Here is a 15,864-nt window from a genome sequence, read left to right as displayed (position 1 = left end):
GCCTGCCGCGACGGCCTTGCCCTCGACCGATCTGGCCAGCCTGGGCCTCGCGCCGCAGCCCGCGACGCCATCGGCGCAGGATCGCCAGCTTGCCTTCCTCAACCAGACGCCGGACAAGCGCACCGTCTCACCGGATCGCGTCGCCGCACCCGCATCGGCGAACGTGCTTCAGGCCGGCGCGGTGATTTCCGCCGCGCTCATCACCGGCATTCGCTCCGACCTGCCCGGCCAGATCACCGCGCAGGTGACGGAAAACGTCTATGACAGCCCTACCGGCAAGATCCTGCTCGTGCCGCAGGGCACGCGGGTCATCGGTCAATATGACAGCGGCGTCGGCTTCGGGCAGCGCCGCGTCCTGCTCGTCTGGAACCGCATGATCTTCCCGAACGGCCGCAGCATCGTGCTGGAACGCCAGCCCGGCGCAGACGCCGAAGGCTATGCCGGACTGGAGGATGGCGTCGATTACCATTGGGGCGAGCTATTCAAGGCCGCCGCGCTCTCCACGCTGCTCAGCGTCGGCGCCGAATCCGGTTCGTCGAGTGGCGAGAGCGACATCGTGCGTGCGCTCCGCAACGGCGCGTCGAACAGCATCAGCCAGACCGGCCAGCAGATCGTCCAGCGCCAGCTCAACATCGCGCCGACGCTGACGATCCGGCCGGGCTTCCCCGTCCGTGTGATCGTCACCCGCGATCTCGTCCTCGAACCCTATGGAGGCTGACATGGCGAAACTGAAACTCGGGCCGCTCGCCGACGACAAGCCGGTCAAGGTGACCCTGGAATTGCCCGCCGGCCTGCACCGCGACCTTGCCGCCTATGCCGACATCCTCGCCCGCGAAGCGGGGCAGCCCGCCGCCGATCCCGTTCGCCTGATCGTCCCCATGCTGGAGCGGTTCATGGCGTCGGATCGAGGATTTGCAAAGGCGCGCAATGCTCAACAGCAGCAATAGATCGTACGATCTCCAGAAATCCAAAAGCGGCAGGGTTTTCTTTGGCTTCTGACCATACGGCACTCCACGGCACATCCTCGGGGTCGTGAGCGATTGGCCGAAAAACTACGCCTTTAACCGACAACCCAAGAGCTGACGCGCTTGCCACAGTTGCTCCGTAGCCCATAGCCACCAGATTTATGAGATTTTCCCTGGCAACATGATGTACCTCGATTCTGGGCCTGAACCCCATCTGCCCGATTTTTCGGACGAGAAGATCAAGGACATCTGGCCCGGACCCATTACTGCTGAGGATGAACGTCTCCGAGCGAATGTCCTCCCAAGAGAGTTCTGATTTAATCGCCAGAGAATGAGAATCAGGTAGGACAGCAAAAATGCGTTCTCGCCATAATATTTCGCTCTTATGACGGGGCAACTGAGGCAGTCCCGCAACGAAGGCGATATCCAAGTCTCCTTTCGTCAACCTGTCCAGATTTTTCTCTGCTGTCCCTTCGTGCAATATGATCTTAATCTTCGGATGCCGACGTCTCACTTCCTTGAGCGCGAGATGCAGGAATCCCGTAGCCAGGGAAGCGAGAATACCGATGCGCAGCATGCTGTTATGCAATTCACCCTTTGATGAAGCCAAACGGACGGCACGACGAAGTTGATCGATTCCGGGCGCTGCCTCTTTGAGGAAATTATCGCCCGCATGCGTTAACCGCACCCCTCGTCTATCTCGAACGAACAGCGTGAAACCCAAGCGGTGTTCGAGAAGTTGGATGCGGCGCGTTACCGTGGATTGTGATGTATCCAGCGCAAGTGCCGTCTGCCGGAAACTACCGTGCGCGGCGGCCGCGATAGCGCAACGAAGGTACCGAAGATCTAGCGTGAGGTCTGGCACGTCCATCCGATCTTCATTCACGCCTTCTCTCGGCTCTTTTCGCTAGCGAAATCGCTGTGGTTCGCTCTTCGATTGCTCGGACGACAGCGATCATATCGTCACCGCCAAAGCCCAAGGCTTCCGTCTCTGAGTAAAGCGTTAGGCAGGCGTCCATCTGAGGCGAGGCTATGGCTGCCTCCCGGGCGGCTTCAATGACGAGGCGGCTGTTCTTCAGAACGTCGGAAATCCCTGCCTGACGCTCGAAATCTCGACGTACCACCTTCGCAGCCTTGATCCGCGACACGTCGCTCGCCATCGGGCCGGCGTCAAGAATTGTGATGAAACGGTTCAGATCGAGACCGTGCCGCTCGGCAAAATGCGCCGCCTCGGCGAGCCCAGTCACCATGGTGATCAGAAACACGTTAACCGCGAGCTTCATGCGCAGAGCGTTGGGTGCCGGGCCACAATCGAAGACTTCCCGACAAAGCGGTTCGAATAGAGGCCGTATTTCGGCCAGGTCCTCTTTCTCCCCCGCCAGCATCCCCACAAGTTCACCGGCCTCCGCAGGCTTGCGCGACCCCGAGACTGGTGCCTCCACATAGCGCCCGCCGGCCTTCTTGATCTCATTTGCCAACGCAAATGAGTAGCCGGGCCGCACCGTGCCCATCGCGACGATCCGGCGTCCGGCCACACGTTGGGTAAAATCGGGTAATCCGCGGCCAAGCACGGCGTCGGTAGCGGCCTCGTCGGCAAGCATCAGGATAATCGTCTCGGATTGTTCAAATACATCGGCAGCGCTGGGTGGCGCGATCGCGCCGAGTCCCACCAGCGGCCCGCAACGCTCGGCAGAACGGTTCCACACGATCAGTTTCGTTCCCGCTCGGACGAGATTCAAAGCCATCGGCAATCCCATTGTGCCTAGCCCAATGAACCCGATCGACGTCGAATTATTCATCCTGTGTCTCCTGTTTTCTCAGGAGATTAATCCATCCTAACAAATTCGAAAATTTGATAAGTTTGAATTCCAACTTCAAGGAATCGGGTAGATGGTGCCACAGTTCGACATTGAAGCGCTGCGTACGATGATCGTGGGCACCGACCTCGGCAGTTTCGCGCGCGCCGCTCTACATCTCGGCAGATCGCAGTCAGCTGTCAGTATGCAGCTGAAGCGCCTCGAAGAGCAGGCAGGTCATGCCCTGTTCCACCGGCGCGGCCGCGGATTGGCGCCAACGGAAGCAGGCGACACTCTCCTCACTTACGCCCGTCGGATTGTAGCCATGCATGATGAGGCAGCCATGGCGTTGGGTGCATCGGTGGCACCCCCAACCATCCGCCTGGGCCTGCCGCAGGATTTCTTCGAGGACGTCATGCCCAGTGCTCTCGCGACCTTCTCGCAGAAACGACCGAACGTGCACGTCGCGGTTCGTGCAGGCAGAAACTACGCACTCGAAGACGAAGTAAAGTCCGGGCGGCTCGATCTTGCTCTCGCCTTCGCAGGCATGGATCGTCCGAGAAATGGGGAACTCCTGGCGACGATGCCGATGTTGTGGTTTTCCAAAGATGAAGACAGTGAACCGCTTCGCGATGTCTCTGGCACTCTTCCGCTTGTGCTCTTTGATCATCCCTGCCTGTTCCGGCAGGCAGCACTTCGCTCGCTTGATGAGGCTGACATCCGATGGCGCCTTTCACTTACCACCCCCAGCCTGCCCGGTGTTTGGGCTGCCTTACGGTTTGGATTGGGCGTCACCGTGCGCACAGCCCATGGCGTGCCACCCGGAATACGCCGGCTGGACAATTGCTTGCCGGCACTGCCGCCACTTGAGTTGCGGATGTTGAAGCAGGATCATCTGCCAGAAGCCGCCCAGGATCTCGCGCACATCCTCAAGGCTACGATCGAAAATCCAGGCGTGGCTGGCCAATTGCCGACACGGTGAACGGTGCCACGCACGTCCCTGCTGCCAAGGCTCACGGTGCTCGATGACTGCCCGGATACTACCTCCGCCCCTCGGCACCGGCTATTGCGGCGATTTCCTCTCGGAGCCATCTATGCGGGGCATCCTTTTCGCGACGGCGATGCCATGTCTGGACGAATGGAAAGCTGCTCAGCTGGAACGGTAGTGCGCTGCACTGGAGGCCTCCCCTTCCCAGATGCTCAATGCTACGCTTCGCTGCGGTCAGCACGAGATCGCTTCCCCTGACAAGGTCGGGTGCGGCAGACCAATGCGGAAGCTGGACTGCGATGCGGCGCTTGTAACCAAGGCGTGCAAGCGCGTCGTCGACCTCACTGTCGTCTTGCAATGCAACACTAACCCGTACATGCGGACGGGCGAGGTAATCATCGAAGGAAAGCGCGCCACACCCGCTCGATTCATTCAACAGGCAAGCAAACGTCTCTTCAAAGAGCAGTGCACTTCTGAGGTCGGCGTGCCTAGCCTGCTTGAGGATGGGATATACCCCAACCGCCAGATCAATCTCCCCGTCTATCAGCGCGGCAAGCGCGCGTTCCCTGCCGTATGATACGATGGAAAGGTCGACCAACGGTGCCGACTTTCGAAGTCGCGATACGAGGGTAGGCAGGAGGATTGCCGCTCCATAGTCCGACAGAGAAAGACGAAAATGGCGGTGGCACTGCTCCGTGTTGAAGGACGGCTGGGCTACCATGGAGCGCATCAGCGCAAGGGCCTCACCCAGTGGCTCAGCGAGTTGAAGCGCCCGCGCTGTTGGCTGCAGGCCGCCTTCGCCTCTCACCAGCAGCGGATCGTTGAAGATGTCCCTTAACCTCGCCAGAGCGTGGCTGACCGCCGGCTGCGAACGGTTGAGCCGCAAGGCTGCGCGCGAGACATGTCGCTCCTCAATCAGCGCCTCGAGGAACGGCAGCAAACCGAAATCGGATGGATGGAAGTTATTCGTATCCTGCATGATTTGTATATCAATCTTCGATTTTCATTCGATCTGTCAATGGTGCAAATTGAGGGGAAAGGAGAATTGAACATGATCCGGTCGCCCGAAACAGATCTAGGATTGTCCCACGTAGCGCTGGTCGTGCGCGATCTCGATAAGAGTATCGCCTTCTATCAGGAATTTGCCGATCTTCAGGTAATTCATCGCCGAACCGTAGGCGGCGATATCGAAGAGGTCGCGTGGATGGCGGATGGCTCGCGCCCGTTCGCGCTTGTCCTCGTTGCATCTACTAATTTGAATGATACGCCACTCGGACCATTCGGTCACATAGGCATTGCGTGTGCCAAGCCGGAAGATGTCTCGCGCCGTGCGGCCGAAGCTGAGCGCCGCGGCATCCTGCGGTCTGCCCCGCGCAATGATGGGCCGCCGGTCGGCCTCTGGACGTATATCTCTGACCCGGATGGCAACACGCTTGAATTGTCATTCGGGCAGGAAATAGCATTCAGTATCGGCAGTGGCGACGATGCTCTCGAAGTGTCGTCCAGAACATGATCCAGAAAACCAAAAGTCGGAAAGTAACGAGCAGCGTAGCCATCGTCGCCTCGCAGATGGCTTTTCTTAATCACGACTGTAGCGCGCCTTATGTTCCGGTCGCCAGCCAGCATTATCGGAAACTTCTAATGGCTCCCCCAAGCCACGCGTCGCCGGTCCCACCGACGATGTAGAAGCGCTTATTCGTTTTTATGGAGACGTCCTCGGGCTGGAAATTTTGCATCGAATTGAGGACCACGATGGTTTCGACGGCGTGATGCTCGGACATGCAGGCGCACCTTATCATTTCGAGTTCACGAAGGCGCATGGACATACCGCAGGTCGCGCACCGACACGAGACAATCTCCTCGTGTTCTACCTTCCTGACCCTACAGAATGGCAGGTTGCCGTCGAAAGAATGAAAGGAGCCGGGTTCAGCGGCGCTCAACCCCTATTGGGATCACTCAGGCCGAACCTTTGAAGACCCCGATGACTGTATGGTGGTGATCCAGCGAGCTGATTTGCATGCCTGACGGAGCAATGCCTCTGCGGAGCTCCCTTGTTTCCGGCAAATGAATGAGGAAGGGACAATGACCACAATTAGACGCTCCCGCCCCGACGAGGGCGATCGCACAGTGGAAATCTGGCGTGGCGCGGTTGATGCAACGCATGACTTTCTCTCGCCGGAGGATCGACTTTCCATAGAAGAGATGGTGCGTGGCTTTCTGCCCCAAGCGCCGCTGTGGCTTGCCGTGGATGCTAATGACTATCCGCTAGCCTTCATGGTGATCGACAAGGGACACATGGAGGCGCTGTTCGTCGATCCCGCATGTCGAGGAGCCGGAATTGGTGCCGCACTGGTACGTCACGGCCTTGCACTTCATCCTAAAATGACAACCGACGTCAATGAGCAGAACAGTCAGGCGATCGGCTTCTATGAAAAAATGGGCTTCAGGCGCGCCGGTCGTTCGCCGCTCGACGGGCAAGGTAAACCTTACCCTCTCATCCACTTGAAGTACGGTGAATGACCGCAAGCTTTCATATCTCATAACCTCAAATTCTTTGGCGTCGCATCCCGCCGGGTGCGTGGCGGCGATCAAGGCGAGGATACTGACTAGTGTCAGGACACGCCCACGATTTTGTAATAATCCAGCCTAAAAAGCTGCATCGATCTCGATGGGCAACCTGATGCATGGGTCAAAAAGATAGAAACTTAAAGGTATGGAGGACGTAAAGGCAAAATGAATCGAATCTACACACGGCGGACTACATTTCTGACCCCACTCATTGCATTACCCTGGTTGTTCGGGCGCGGCGCTCGCGCAGATGACGGCCGAAGCATTGTCGAAGACCGGCTCAGGGAACTCGAAATTCGCAGTGGTGGCCATCTTGGCGTTGCCGTCCTGGACACCGCGACCGGTCAGGTAGTTGGGAACCGTCTCGATGAACGCTTCGCTCTGTGCAGCACGTTCAAGGCTCTGGCTATCGCGTTCACGCTCGCTCGCGTTGATCGCGGAGAAGAGAAGCTGGACCGAAGAGTCTTCTTCAGCGAAAAGGATCTGGTCATGCCTTTCAAGGCGACTAAACCGCACCTTGCTGACGGCATGACAGTCGAGCAGCTCTGCGAAGCGGCAGCAATTGTCAGCGACAGCACTGCGGCAAATCTGCTGATGGCCAGCTTCGGCGGACCTTCTGCATTGACCGCCTATCTGCGCTCAATAGGTGATCACACGACCCGTATCAACAAGACCGAACTGGCTCTCAATATCGTCAAGCCCGGAGAAACGCACGACACGACTTCGCCGCGCGCGATGGTGGGCACACTGCAACGCATCGTGCTCGGCTCCGCTCTGTCGCCGACGTTGCGAGCGCACCTGACCGAGTGGATGATGGCGTCCAGAGATGCGGCCGCACAGCGCCTGCGGGCCGGTTTGCCGGCGGGGTGGCGGATCGCGAACAAGCCCGGGACGTGGGAAGGAATCGCGACCAACGATATCGGGGTGATCTTTCCACCCGATCGCCCTCCCATCGTCGTCGCGGCCTATCTCGGCAAGGCACATGGTTCCGTTGCGGAACAGGAAGCCGTTTTGGCCGATGTAGCACGCATCGTTACGAGAAACGCATAATCGAACGGCCTGCCAGCGGCGGCGGAACGGCCGCTGTCGATCGAGCAAGCCGCCACCTCAGCCGGCTCGGGGCAGAGTGTGCGCTTCCGAAAGCAGCCAATCCGCAAACGCCTGTATCGGACCGTCACTCAACCGGATCGGCTCTGGGAGGATCAGGCTGAAGGTCTTGGAGATCGACTGGCCTTCAGGCCAGGGCGCGACCAGACGACCTTCCACCAATTCCGTCTCGACATAGAGGCGCGGCACCAGCGCGACGCCAAGTCCCGCCAGTGCGGCCTCGATCAGCATGATGTGGAGGTCGTAGCATGGGCCGATCGCGGGATTGGTCAGCGTGATTCCGGTCTCCTGTGCATAACGCTGCCAGGCATCCGGGTTCTGGCGGCGGTGCAGACGTGGCAGGCGGTCGAGAGATGCCGCGTCTGCGCCTTTGTTGAGAAGAGTCGGATGGCAGACGGGCACCAGCGTCTCGTGCAGCAACCGGTGCGTTCTCATACCAGTCCACGCGGGATGCTCGAAATGGATCGCGGCGTCGAAGCCGCTTCCTGCGAGCACAAATGGCTCCATTCGTTCGGCAAGATGCACAATGATGTTGGGGTGGCGCTCCTGAAATCGTCCAAGGCGGGGAATGAGCCATCGCGTGGCGAAAGTCGGGATCGTCGCGATATCGATGCTGGCGCCATCGCTGGGCTGTCCCATCAGATACTGGCTGTCACGCTCCAGCCGGTCGAGAGACTCGCGAACCTGAGCGGCATACCGTTCCCCGCTCGGCAGAAGCCTGACGCGGTTGCCGACGCGCTCGAACAGTGTAACGCCGAGGAAAGCCTCCAGCCGACCGATCTGGCGGCTGATTGCTCCTTCGGTGAGTGCCAGTTCGTCCGCGGCGCGTGCGAAGCTGCCATGACGCGCCGATGCCTCGAACGCCATGAGAGCGGAATTGCTGGGAATTTTACGGCGCATCGGCGGCCTCCACCGGTTTGATCGACCCCAGCTTGACATTAGATCATTGAAGGGTGACCCAATATCGATAACGATCGAATTATTCGCCTCCTATCATGATAAAATATCAATGACAAACGAAGCCGGAAGCGCTGTGCGGCCGGCCGGAGGCGATGAGATGATCTATACAGTTGAATGCAGCTTTGCTGACCCGCACAGCGACGCGGAGTGGAACGCGTTTTACAGCCTGGACAAGCTGCCGGCCCTGATTTCTGTCAGCGGCTTTCACACTTCACAGCGTTTCAAGGCGTTGAGCGGCGGCTGCCCCGTCTACCTCGCTCTCCATTCGATCGACGGCCTCGATATTCTGACCGGCGAGGAATATCGTCAGAAGGGCGGCGGCAACTTCGCCCGCTGGCAGCAGCACATCACGGATTGGCACCGAAACCTGTACGAGGGCGTCGAGCGCGCCCCCGCCGTCGGCGAAACCGAATATCTGGTGCTGAGCACAACAGGGCCTCAGCCGCTGCGCGAATTGGGCCTGAAGCCGTCAGCGATGCGCGCGGTCGCCATGGAGAAGTTCCCGGAACATCGCTGGCTCGCGACAGCAGGTCGCGACGTGATCGGAGATATCGGACATCTGCCGGACGATGTTCACGTCTATGCGCCGATGACGCCGCAATTGACGAACGGCGATGACGTCGCCACCGCCAGCGCGCGGTGAACGCCGATGCCCAATGTCACTCTCTACATCTCGCAAGACAGGATGCCGCCGGAGGAGACGCTCGTGGCGCTCACGGAGCGATGCACAGCGCTCTGCACCGGCCTCCTTCGGGCGGCCCTGGAGAATGTGCATGTCATTTTTGTCGCCGTTCGGCATGGTCGGGGGCATCCGGCCTTTGTCGAGATCCAGTATCGCCTCGAACCGTTCCGGACAGCGGCCGTGATGGACCGGTTCATGATGGAATTGGACGACGTCATTCAGAGCAGCACCGATCTGACCGCGCGCATTCGCTGCTTCGGCTACGAAGCGTCGAGCATCCACGCACGCAACTGAACTCACGCCAGAGAAGAAACATGACGATGACCGATTTTCCCAGCCAGACGGTTGGCGACCTGACCCTCACAGCCATCAGCGACGGCTATCTCCACGCCAGTTTCGGCCTACTCTCGAATATCGATGCTGACGATGCCTCTCAAATGCAGGAGAATGCGGGGATACGGGATCACACCGCTATCCACATCAACTGCTATCTGGTGCGCGGAGGTGGTCGCACGGTCCTGATCGATGCCGGCGCGGGCGGTTTCAAACAATGGGGCGGCCGGCTGAAGGACAACCTCGCCCAGGCGGGCATCCAGCCTGCTGCTATTGACGCCATCCTGTTGACGCACGCCCATCCAGACCATGTCGGTGGACTGCTCAACCCCACAGGCGAAGCCGCATTCCCGAACGCCGAGCTCATCGCCCATCGGCAGGAAGTCGCGTTCTGGCAGGATGACGGCAATCTGAGCCGCGCGCCCGAGCGTGCCCATGGCAACTTCATCTTCGCCCGTCAGGCGTTTGCCGCTTATCGTGGCAGGTTGCGTATGTTCGAGACCGGCGACGTGCTTCCCGGCATGACGGCGGTTCCGCTCCCTGGCCATACGGCAGGACATACCGGCTACCGCCTTGAGTCCGGTGGCCAGAACCTGTTCGTCTGGGGCGACATTGTCCATTTCCCCCAGATCCAGATCCCACGGCCGGACGTGTCGATCGCGTTCGATCAGGATACACATCTCGCCGCAGCGACGCGATCGAGATTGCTGGATATGGTCAGTTCGGAACGGCTTCTGATCGCCGGGATGCATCTTGGTGAGCTCGGTTTCGCGCGCATCGAGCGAACGGGGGGAAATTACCACGTCGCCTATGAGGAACGAGCACGGCATTCTCCACATGCGTGACAGAAGGTGTTCACACTCGTTGGGTATTTAGGAACGTGAGACCAACTTCCTGCCCAAGTCCTCCAGATCGCCCAGAAACCAGCACGACGATCCCTGATTTGATTCATACACGTAGTCCTTCAGCGCTCTGCTTCGCGCACATGCACTTGAAATGTCGCCGAGGACTGCCAGGCGCAGTTGGTAATTGACGAATTTCTGCACGAGCAGCCCCGCAAATCCCGTTCGCAACTCGAAGAAATTCTGCGTCAGTCGCGCTGCTGGCAATGCGACCAGATCGGCTCTTTCGCCAAAAGCGGTTCCGATGAGGCCGTTGATGTCAGCCTCTGTAGAAATTTGCGGACCATTCAAGTCAAAGGAGAGTACACGTATATTGCCCAGGATTGTAATGACGTCGCTCATGGAATGCGTCCGATTTGCTTGTCCCGAAGAAAATTGAAGATGGTTTCCCGCTGATTGGGAAGGTGATGAAAAGCCTGTTCCAGATAATGGAGTTGGGCGTTCGGCATAGTGCTCTCCACCCGGCGCCTGGTTTCGTTGGAATTGATGAGAGCATCCCGTCCCCCAATAATGATGAGGACCGGCATCTTCAGGCTGCTGAGATCTGCATCTGAGACAAGCGGAATCCTAATCGACCGTGGGCGGACTTTCGAATGGATGCTGGAGACGAGATCCATCAAAGGTCGCGCCCTGTCGGCGAGCGCTTGCGGCTGCGGCCCCATGACCATAGCGCGAACCTTAGCCTTTCCCCAGGACCCGAGCAGCAGAAGCGGCAAGGCCTTCAGGAAGAACGACTTCTGGCGGCCGATTCCTGCAGGACAAAGCAGCGCAAGACGATCGACACGATGTGGACGGCGGACGGCGTAATCCAGTGCAAGCCACCCTCCGAACGAAACGCCGGCAAAGGCGGCGCTTGTCAGCTCCAGCCCGGCAAGCACGTCGTCGAGCCACGCCGCATACCCACCATCCCCCACGGAAGGATGTTGGGCCGAACTCAGTCCCGGCTCCCCGATCACATCGACGGCATAGACACGAAACGACTGCGACCAGAGTTCAGCATCGAACATCCAGATCGCCGAATTGGTCAGCGCTCCATGCAGGAGGACGAGCGGGGGCGCATCCTTGGGGCCACAGGCGACGACAAAAGTGGCGCCCTCTCGTGTATCGACCAAGAGGTGATCGGCAGGGACCGGCCATAGACCAAGAACGGTCCGATACTGATCAACGAGCTTGCTCACTGTCAACATTTCGAGCCTCCTCGACTCAATAGGTTGACGGCCTGTTCTCCGAACGCCATTTTAATTCGGCTGGCGTGCCTGGATGAGGCGGTTTCAGGCCGTTGATCATCCACAAATCGAAGGGTGTGTCATCGACGTGCAATTCCCAGCGATAGCCACGCCCGGCGACATAGGGCTCGAGCACCCGCGAACAGCCGACTAGGAATTGCTGCTGCATTTCCGGATCGTCGATCGAGCGCGCGATATGATCGATCGTGACGCGGACAAAATCGTTCGCCACCTCGCCGCCAATGAAAAGGCCGTCTTTCGGGATCGAATGAAAAAAGACGTTCACATAAAAGCGCGGCAAGAAACTCTCGTAGATCGCCGTGATTTTCCCAGCCAGTTCCTGCTTGTCGGATTCGGAAAAGACAGATTCCGGATGATAGATTTGCCACATCGGCATAGTTATTCTCCTCGGATGACGAACGTCAATTCTTGCGGGCGGCTTCAGCGGCGTAGCGTTGCGCCGGTAGCCCGGTTTGCAGCAGCGCCTGCATCAGTTCGGTGCGGGAACCCTCGAACCTGTTCCACGCTTCCGCATCTTGCAAGCTCGGGAAAATCACGGCCTCACCGCGGTCCAGGCCAGCCAGCGCGGTGTTGACGAGCATTTCCGCCGACATGAATAATTCAGGCGGGAAAGGCGGCGGCCTCTCCCCGAAAAATTCCGAATGCACGGGGCCCGGCATGACGACCTGAACGGTCACCCCATGGCTCCCCACTTCGGCCTGAAGGGCCCTCGAAAAATAGAGAACATACGATTTGGATCCGCAGTAAGCGCCAGCACCCGGTGCGGCCATCAGCGCGACGATTGATCCGATGTTGATGATCGTCCCGCTTTTGATGCTGGTGAAGCGGCGGGCGGCCGCCAGCGACAGCCGAGTCAACGCCACAACATTGACCTTGAGCATGGCTTCGACCGCTGCTGGATCGACAAGGGACGCCGGCCCCAACGCACCCGCGCCCGCGACATTGGCGATCAAGCTGAGATCGGGGGCGTCGCGCACGATCTCCTCGACGCGACGAACACCGTCTTCGTTCGCAAGATCAGCGGCGACAATGTCGACGCGCCGCCCACTCATGCCGCGTATCCGATCGGCAACAGCCTCCAGGCGATCGAGCCGGCGAGCCACCAGAATCAAATCGAAACCCCGATTGGCGAGACGGTTGGCATAGACGGCACCGATGCCGGAGGACGCGCCAGTGACGATTGCAGTTCCTTGTTGTGACTTTCCAGTCTCGACCATCAACTACCTCCTAGATAACGGTCGTAACTAACTCTCATAATAAGAGTTAGTCAAGCTCTTATCATCAGAGTTACAACATGCTATCGCTGACGCATCCGAAACAAGTAGAGGCGAGCGAAAACGATGCGGTCGAAAGGGTTCGAGGGAATGGCTTGCTCGATCGCCGCCGTGATGGGCGCGATCGGGGATCGCTGGGGTATGCTCATCATGCGGGACCTGCTGCTCGGCATTCGCCGTTATGACGACCTGCGCCAATCGAGTGGTGTCACCAACGCCACCCTGTCGGACCGGCTGAAACTGCTGGAGGAAAACGGGCTCGTCGAGCGACGGCAGTATCAGACACGGCCCGATCGGTTCGAATATCAGCCGACCGGAAGAGGTCTCGATCTCGGCCTCCTCATGCAGGCAATGGTGCAGATCGGCGACCAGTGGAACCTGTCCAACCTCGAAGGACCGCCCCTCGACTTCATCGACAGGCGAACGGGCCGAGGCGTCAAATTGATTACCGTCAATCGGGAAACGAGCGAGCCAGTCGAGAGGGATCATCTCGGCGTGCGGCCAGGCCGCGGCGCCGACGCATTAATGACCTGGCGGCTCTCACGGGGATCCGAAAGCGTAGAGCCCTCTGCAGTCCCTTTCGGCCGAAGTTAGGGCGCGGACTATCCCGCAGTCCGGGATGACCATTCCTCCGCCAGAAGCCCGTAAATCAGAGAATCCCGAACGCCGATATGCGTCTGCCATTCGGCCCGCAGGCGCCCCTCCAGCGTGAAGCCGAGCGCGGTAAGCAACGCGATCGATGACTGGTTGTCCGGATCGGTATCGGCGAAAATGCGCCGTTGTCCCTCGGCGAATAATTGGGCGATCAGTATGGTGACAGCTTCGCGCGCATACCCGCGCCCCTGCGCTTCGCGCGCAAGCAGATAGCCGATCTCGGAAACACCTTCTCGTTTCTGGCCTGCTGCCACGAAGCCTACGGCAAGCTCTTCACCTGACCGTACAATCGCCCATGAGCGCCAGCTCGATTGATCGTCGTTGGTGAAATACTCCCGTAGGTCCTCGACATACTCAAAGGGTGCGCGAGACCACCACCGCATCATCTCTGGATCGGCCATTGTTAAAAATAAGGCGTCAGCGTCGGACGAACGGCGTGGGCGCAGTGTCAGGCGATGCGGCTTTGACGTGTCGCCGATCAAAGTCAGTGCTGCTTGTGGGAATGCCATTCTTACTTCCTTTCCGAATGCGTATGCGGTGCAAGACGGCTAGACTCTATCAGGCTTGGCAGCTCACGCTCGAACAAGGTCGCAAGCGTCCGGATTCGAGATGGGATCGGTCGGGTCGCCGAATAAAGTAGATGTAGGTCAAATCCGGGCACCCCGAAGTCCGGCAGGATGCGCCTGAGGCGCCCGGCGGCGAGATCATCGGAGCAAACAGGCTGCTGTAAGACACCAATTGCCCCGCCGCCGAGCAGTATGGCGTGCAAAGGCCGCCAGTTGCTCATGGTCATGACTATGTCGACCGGCGCCGACGTCAGTCGTCCATCGGCCGTTTGCAAGGGAAGACGGCCATTGTTGAAAAGTCCGGACGCGCGCGCGAAGGGGTGGCGGATAAGCTCTGTCGGCGTCATCGGCGCGCCGTACCGCTCAAGATATCCAGGTGAAGCAACTAGAACGCGGGAAACATGGCCCAGCTTACGTGCTACGAAATTGCCCTCTCCAGGATCGCCCAACCGAAGTGAGATATCGACGCCCTCGGTGGTCGGATCGACGATCCGGTCATTGAGTACCAGATCCACCTTGAGCTCGCGATGACGATTGCGAAGCTCGAGCAGAATGGAAGGCAATACGACCTCCCCCAACCCGTAGGGTGCAGCGATCCTTAATGTGCCGCGTAACGGCATATCTTCCTGCACGCTGGCGAGCGCATCATCGGCAGCTTCAATGGCGATCTTGCACCGTTCGTAGAACACCGCGCCGACATCCGTCACGGAAATCGCGCGCGTGTTCCGCCGTAACAGGCGTGTGCCGAAATCGGCCTCGAGTCGCTCGATCCGCTCGCTCACGGCCGGCTGGCCGATACCAAGATCGCGAGCGGCTGCAGACATGCTGCCGCGCTCTACTACCCGCACATAAACCCGCATTGCCGCCAGATAATCCATGATCGATATTTTATCGGATCATCCGATAAATGAAAGCGGATTGAGACGCCTACCGATCGGGCCATCCATCATGCAAATTGCGCTCCGCAACTTCAACCGATCACGGGATGGCAGGCTTATGAGCAACATCAAGCTTTACATGTTTCAGTCGGGCACTCAGCAATGCAAGGTGCACGATATCAAGATGAACCGGGGCAACGGTGCCGATTATGAAATACCGGTCCCTTGGTTTCTCCTCGTTCATCCCAAGGGCAACGTCGTCATAGACGGCGGCTTGGCGGCCGAGGGACTGGCCGATCCGCGCGGCTACTGGGGCGCCTCCGTCGATTCCTACAAGCCTATCATGGTCGAAAGCCAGGGTTGCATCGCACAATTGGCGGCGCTCGGGTTAATGCCTGAGGATATCGGCTTCGTCGTGCTTTCTCACCTTCATTCGGATCATACCGGCGCGATCGGACGCTTTCCCCGGGCGCGGCACATCGTTCAACGGCGGGAATACGAATATGCCTTCACGCCCGACTGGTTCGCCGCCAGCGCGTATGCGCGCAAGGACTTTGACCGCCCTGGTCTGAGCTGGCAATTCCTGGAAGGCGACGCGTCTGATCATTACGACCTGTTCGGCGACGGCATCCTTCAGATGGTTTTCACCCCGGGACATACGCTCGGTCACCAATCCATTCTCGTGACCCTCCCCAACAATGGCTCTATCCTGCTGGCCGCTGACGCGGTGTATACGATGGATCACTGGAACGAGAGGGTACTGCCCGGCTTCCTCGCCTCCGCCGTGGATACTGTACGCTCGGTGGGAAAATTGCGAATGCTGGCCGAGCAGGTCGGAGCCACTCTTGTCCCAGGCCATGACCCGGAGATGTGGTCGCAGTTTAGGCTCGCGCCGGACTTTTATGACTGAGACGAGGCAGGTGGCCGGGGCGCTCATATCCCGG

21 protein-coding genes and 1 pseudogene are annotated in these 15,864 nt (G+C 59.2%); 12 read left to right on the top strand and 10 right to left on the bottom strand.

Translation table 11 applies throughout. The features are described from left to right. Positions 1-718 (top strand): TrbI/VirB10 family protein (locus tag HUK82_RS03215; protein ID WP_176612571.1); only part of this gene is annotated, 718 nt, incomplete at its 5' end. A gap of 1 nt (position 719) precedes the next feature. Continuing rightward, positions 720-947 carry a DUF2274 domain-containing protein gene (locus tag HUK82_RS03210; protein ID WP_176612570.1) on the top strand — a complete coding sequence of 76 codons (228 nt, stop codon included), beginning with the start codon at positions 720-722 and terminating at the stop codon, positions 945-947. Here the strand turns inward: HUK82_RS03210 and HUK82_RS03205 are convergent. Next, positions 892-1,851 (bottom strand): LysR family transcriptional regulator, encoded by a 960-nt coding sequence (locus tag HUK82_RS03205; RefSeq protein WP_212648138.1) that lies wholly within the window; start codon positions 1,849-1,851, stop codon positions 892-894. The genes HUK82_RS03210 and HUK82_RS03205 overlap by 56 nt on opposite strands. Next, positions 1,844-2,764 carry an NAD(P)-dependent oxidoreductase gene (locus HUK82_RS03200; RefSeq protein WP_176612569.1) on the bottom strand — a complete coding sequence of 307 codons (921 nt, stop codon included), beginning with the start codon at positions 2,762-2,764 and terminating at the stop codon, positions 1,844-1,846. Before HUK82_RS03200 ends, HUK82_RS03205 begins: the two co-directional genes overlap by 8 nt. A 91-nt stretch (positions 2,765-2,855) precedes the next feature. Between HUK82_RS03200 and HUK82_RS03195 the strand changes: the two genes are divergently transcribed. Next, positions 2,856-3,743 (top strand): LysR family transcriptional regulator, encoded by an 888-nt coding sequence (locus HUK82_RS03195; protein ID WP_176612568.1) that lies wholly within the window; start codon positions 2,856-2,858, stop codon positions 3,741-3,743. Positions 3,744-3,801: 58 nt separating this feature from the next. On the opposite strand, the gene HUK82_RS03190 is transcribed toward HUK82_RS03195, so the two are convergent. Further along, positions 3,802-4,728 (bottom strand): LysR family transcriptional regulator, encoded by a 927-nt coding sequence (locus tag HUK82_RS03190; RefSeq protein ID WP_176612567.1) that lies wholly within the window; start codon positions 4,726-4,728, stop codon positions 3,802-3,804. Between HUK82_RS03190 and HUK82_RS03185 the strand changes: the two genes are divergently transcribed. From HUK82_RS03185 to bla, 4 genes and pseudogenes are all read left to right on the top strand, one after another. Beyond that, positions 4,705-5,262, top strand: coding sequence for a VOC family protein (locus tag HUK82_RS03185; protein ID WP_212648137.1), 558 nt, complete (start codon positions 4,705-4,707; stop codon positions 5,260-5,262). The genes HUK82_RS03190 and HUK82_RS03185 overlap by 24 nt on opposite strands. 181 nt (positions 5,263-5,443) lie before the next feature. Next, a pseudogene (locus HUK82_RS17660) lies at positions 5,444-5,774 on the top strand (VOC family protein). 57 nt (positions 5,775-5,831) lie between these two features. After that, complete coding sequence (locus HUK82_RS03180) at positions 5,832-6,269, top strand: acetyltransferase (protein ID WP_176612566.1); 438 nt, start codon at positions 5,832-5,834, stop codon at positions 6,267-6,269. Positions 6,270-6,482: 213 nt separating this feature from the next. Beyond that, complete coding sequence (bla, locus tag HUK82_RS03175; protein ID WP_176612565.1) at positions 6,483-7,367, top strand: class A beta-lactamase; 885 nt, start codon at positions 6,483-6,485, stop codon at positions 7,365-7,367. Between the two features lie 57 nt (positions 7,368-7,424). On the opposite strand, the gene HUK82_RS03170 is transcribed toward bla, so the two are convergent. After that, complete coding sequence (locus HUK82_RS03170) at positions 7,425-8,324, bottom strand: LysR substrate-binding domain-containing protein (RefSeq protein ID WP_176612564.1); 900 nt, start codon at positions 8,322-8,324, stop codon at positions 7,425-7,427. 157 nt (positions 8,325-8,481) lie between these two features. Here HUK82_RS03170 and HUK82_RS03165 point away from each other — a divergent pair, with 157 nt between their 5' ends. The 3 genes from HUK82_RS03165 to HUK82_RS03155 are packed head-to-tail and all read left to right on the top strand — an operon-like array spanning position 8,482 to position 10,244. Beyond that, the gene (locus tag HUK82_RS03165) at positions 8,482-9,027 is read left to right on the top strand and encodes a sugar ABC transporter (protein ID WP_176612572.1); all 546 of its coding nucleotides are present in this window, start codon (positions 8,482-8,484) and stop codon (positions 9,025-9,027) included. A 6-nt stretch (positions 9,028-9,033) separates the two neighbouring features. Beyond that, a complete protein-coding gene (locus tag HUK82_RS03160; protein WP_176612563.1) occupies positions 9,034-9,360 on the top strand; it encodes a hypothetical protein in 327 nt (108 codons plus the stop codon). Between the two features lie 20 nt (positions 9,361-9,380). After that, the gene (locus HUK82_RS03155) at positions 9,381-10,244 is read left to right on the top strand and encodes an MBL fold metallo-hydrolase (RefSeq protein ID WP_176612562.1); all 864 of its coding nucleotides are present in this window, start codon (positions 9,381-9,383) and stop codon (positions 10,242-10,244) included. Positions 10,245-10,271: 27 nt separating this feature from the next. Here HUK82_RS03155 and HUK82_RS03150 read toward each other — a convergent pair whose 3' ends face one another. From HUK82_RS03150 to HUK82_RS03135, 4 genes are read right to left on the bottom strand one after another with little or no spacing between them, the layout of a single operon-like run. Further along, positions 10,272-10,643 carry a DUF4180 domain-containing protein gene (locus HUK82_RS03150; protein ID WP_176612561.1) on the bottom strand — a complete coding sequence of 124 codons (372 nt, stop codon included), beginning with the start codon at positions 10,641-10,643 and terminating at the stop codon, positions 10,272-10,274. Further along, the gene (locus HUK82_RS03145; RefSeq protein ID WP_176612560.1) at positions 10,640-11,488 is read right to left on the bottom strand and encodes an alpha/beta fold hydrolase; all 849 of its coding nucleotides are present in this window, start codon (positions 11,486-11,488) and stop codon (positions 10,640-10,642) included. Before HUK82_RS03145 ends, HUK82_RS03150 begins: the two co-directional genes overlap by 4 nt. A 16-nt stretch (positions 11,489-11,504) precedes the next feature. Beyond that, positions 11,505-11,924 (bottom strand): tautomerase family protein, encoded by a 420-nt coding sequence (locus HUK82_RS03140; RefSeq protein WP_176612559.1) that lies wholly within the window; start codon positions 11,922-11,924, stop codon positions 11,505-11,507. A gap of 25 nt (positions 11,925-11,949) precedes the next feature. After that, on the bottom strand, positions 11,950-12,765 hold the full coding sequence (locus tag HUK82_RS03135; RefSeq protein WP_176612558.1) for an SDR family NAD(P)-dependent oxidoreductase: 816 nt from the start codon (positions 12,763-12,765) through the stop codon (positions 11,950-11,952). Positions 12,766-12,912: 147 nt separating this feature from the next. Here HUK82_RS03135 and HUK82_RS03130 point away from each other — a divergent pair, with 147 nt between their 5' ends. Further along, complete coding sequence (locus HUK82_RS03130; RefSeq protein WP_246495715.1) at positions 12,913-13,416, top strand: winged helix-turn-helix transcriptional regulator; 504 nt, start codon at positions 12,913-12,915, stop codon at positions 13,414-13,416. A gap of 8 nt (positions 13,417-13,424) precedes the next feature. Here the strand turns inward: HUK82_RS03130 and HUK82_RS03125 are convergent, their stop codons facing one another. Next, on the bottom strand, positions 13,425-13,985 hold the full coding sequence (locus HUK82_RS03125) for a GNAT family N-acetyltransferase (RefSeq protein WP_176612557.1): 561 nt from the start codon (positions 13,983-13,985) through the stop codon (positions 13,425-13,427). 2 nt (positions 13,986-13,987) lie between these two features. Then, entirely contained in the window at positions 13,988-14,920 is a 933-nt protein-coding gene (locus tag HUK82_RS03120; protein ID WP_176612556.1) for a LysR family transcriptional regulator, read from the bottom strand. Positions 14,921-15,038: 118 nt separating this feature from the next. Between HUK82_RS03120 and attM the strand changes: the two genes are divergently transcribed. Then, positions 15,039-15,830, top strand: coding sequence for an AttM family quorum-quenching N-acyl homoserine lactonase (gene attM / locus HUK82_RS03115; RefSeq protein ID WP_176612555.1), 792 nt, complete (start codon positions 15,039-15,041; stop codon positions 15,828-15,830). The last annotated feature ends 34 nt before the right edge of the window (positions 15,831-15,864 follow it).

The organism is Ameyamaea chiangmaiensis (assembly GCF_013376175.1).
Lineage (GTDB): Bacteria > Pseudomonadota > Alphaproteobacteria > Acetobacterales > Acetobacteraceae > Ameyamaea > Ameyamaea chiangmaiensis.
Note: the sequence above shows the minus strand (reverse complement) of the source record. Positions and strands in the feature narration are given on the sequence as shown.

Coding starts and splice junctions, on each gene's coding strand:
- HUK82_RS03210 (WP_176612570.1), top strand. CDS start 720: ATGGCGAAACTGAAACTCGGGCCGCTCGCCGACGACAAGCCGGTCAAG.
- HUK82_RS03200 (WP_176612569.1), bottom strand. CDS start 2,764: ATGAATAATTCGACGTCGATCGGGTTCATTGGGCTAGGCACAATGGGA.
- HUK82_RS03195 (WP_176612568.1), top strand. CDS start 2,856: ATGGTGCCACAGTTCGACATTGAAGCGCTGCGTACGATGATCGTGGGC.
- HUK82_RS03185 (WP_212648137.1), top strand. CDS start 4,705: ATGGAAGTTATTCGTATCCTGCATGATTTGTATATCAATCTTCGATTT.
- HUK82_RS03190 (WP_176612567.1), bottom strand. CDS start 4,728: ATGCAGGATACGAATAACTTCCATCCATCCGATTTCGGTTTGCTGCCG.
- HUK82_RS03180 (WP_176612566.1), top strand. CDS start 5,832: ATGACCACAATTAGACGCTCCCGCCCCGACGAGGGCGATCGCACAGTG.
- bla (WP_176612565.1), top strand. CDS start 6,483: ATGAATCGAATCTACACACGGCGGACTACATTTCTGACCCCACTCATT.
- HUK82_RS03170 (WP_176612564.1), bottom strand. CDS start 8,324: ATGCGCCGTAAAATTCCCAGCAATTCCGCTCTCATGGCGTTCGAGGCA.
- HUK82_RS03165 (WP_176612572.1), top strand. CDS start 8,482: ATGATCTATACAGTTGAATGCAGCTTTGCTGACCCGCACAGCGACGCG.
- HUK82_RS03160 (WP_176612563.1), top strand. CDS start 9,034: ATGCCCAATGTCACTCTCTACATCTCGCAAGACAGGATGCCGCCGGAG.
- HUK82_RS03155 (WP_176612562.1), top strand. CDS start 9,381: ATGACGATGACCGATTTTCCCAGCCAGACGGTTGGCGACCTGACCCTC.
- HUK82_RS03150 (WP_176612561.1), bottom strand. CDS start 10,643: ATGAGCGACGTCATTACAATCCTGGGCAATATACGTGTACTCTCCTTT.
- HUK82_RS03145 (WP_176612560.1), bottom strand. CDS start 11,488: ATGTTGACAGTGAGCAAGCTCGTTGATCAGTATCGGACCGTTCTTGGT.
- HUK82_RS03140 (WP_176612559.1), bottom strand. CDS start 11,924: ATGCCGATGTGGCAAATCTATCATCCGGAATCTGTCTTTTCCGAATCC.
- HUK82_RS03135 (WP_176612558.1), bottom strand. CDS start 12,765: ATGGTCGAGACTGGAAAGTCACAACAAGGAACTGCAATCGTCACTGGC.
- HUK82_RS03130 (WP_246495715.1), top strand. CDS start 12,913: ATGGCTTGCTCGATCGCCGCCGTGATGGGCGCGATCGGGGATCGCTGG.
- HUK82_RS03125 (WP_176612557.1), bottom strand. CDS start 13,985: ATGGCATTCCCACAAGCAGCACTGACTTTGATCGGCGACACGTCAAAG.
- HUK82_RS03120 (WP_176612556.1), bottom strand. CDS start 14,920: ATGGATTATCTGGCGGCAATGCGGGTTTATGTGCGGGTAGTAGAGCGC.
- attM (WP_176612555.1), top strand. CDS start 15,039: ATGAGCAACATCAAGCTTTACATGTTTCAGTCGGGCACTCAGCAATGC.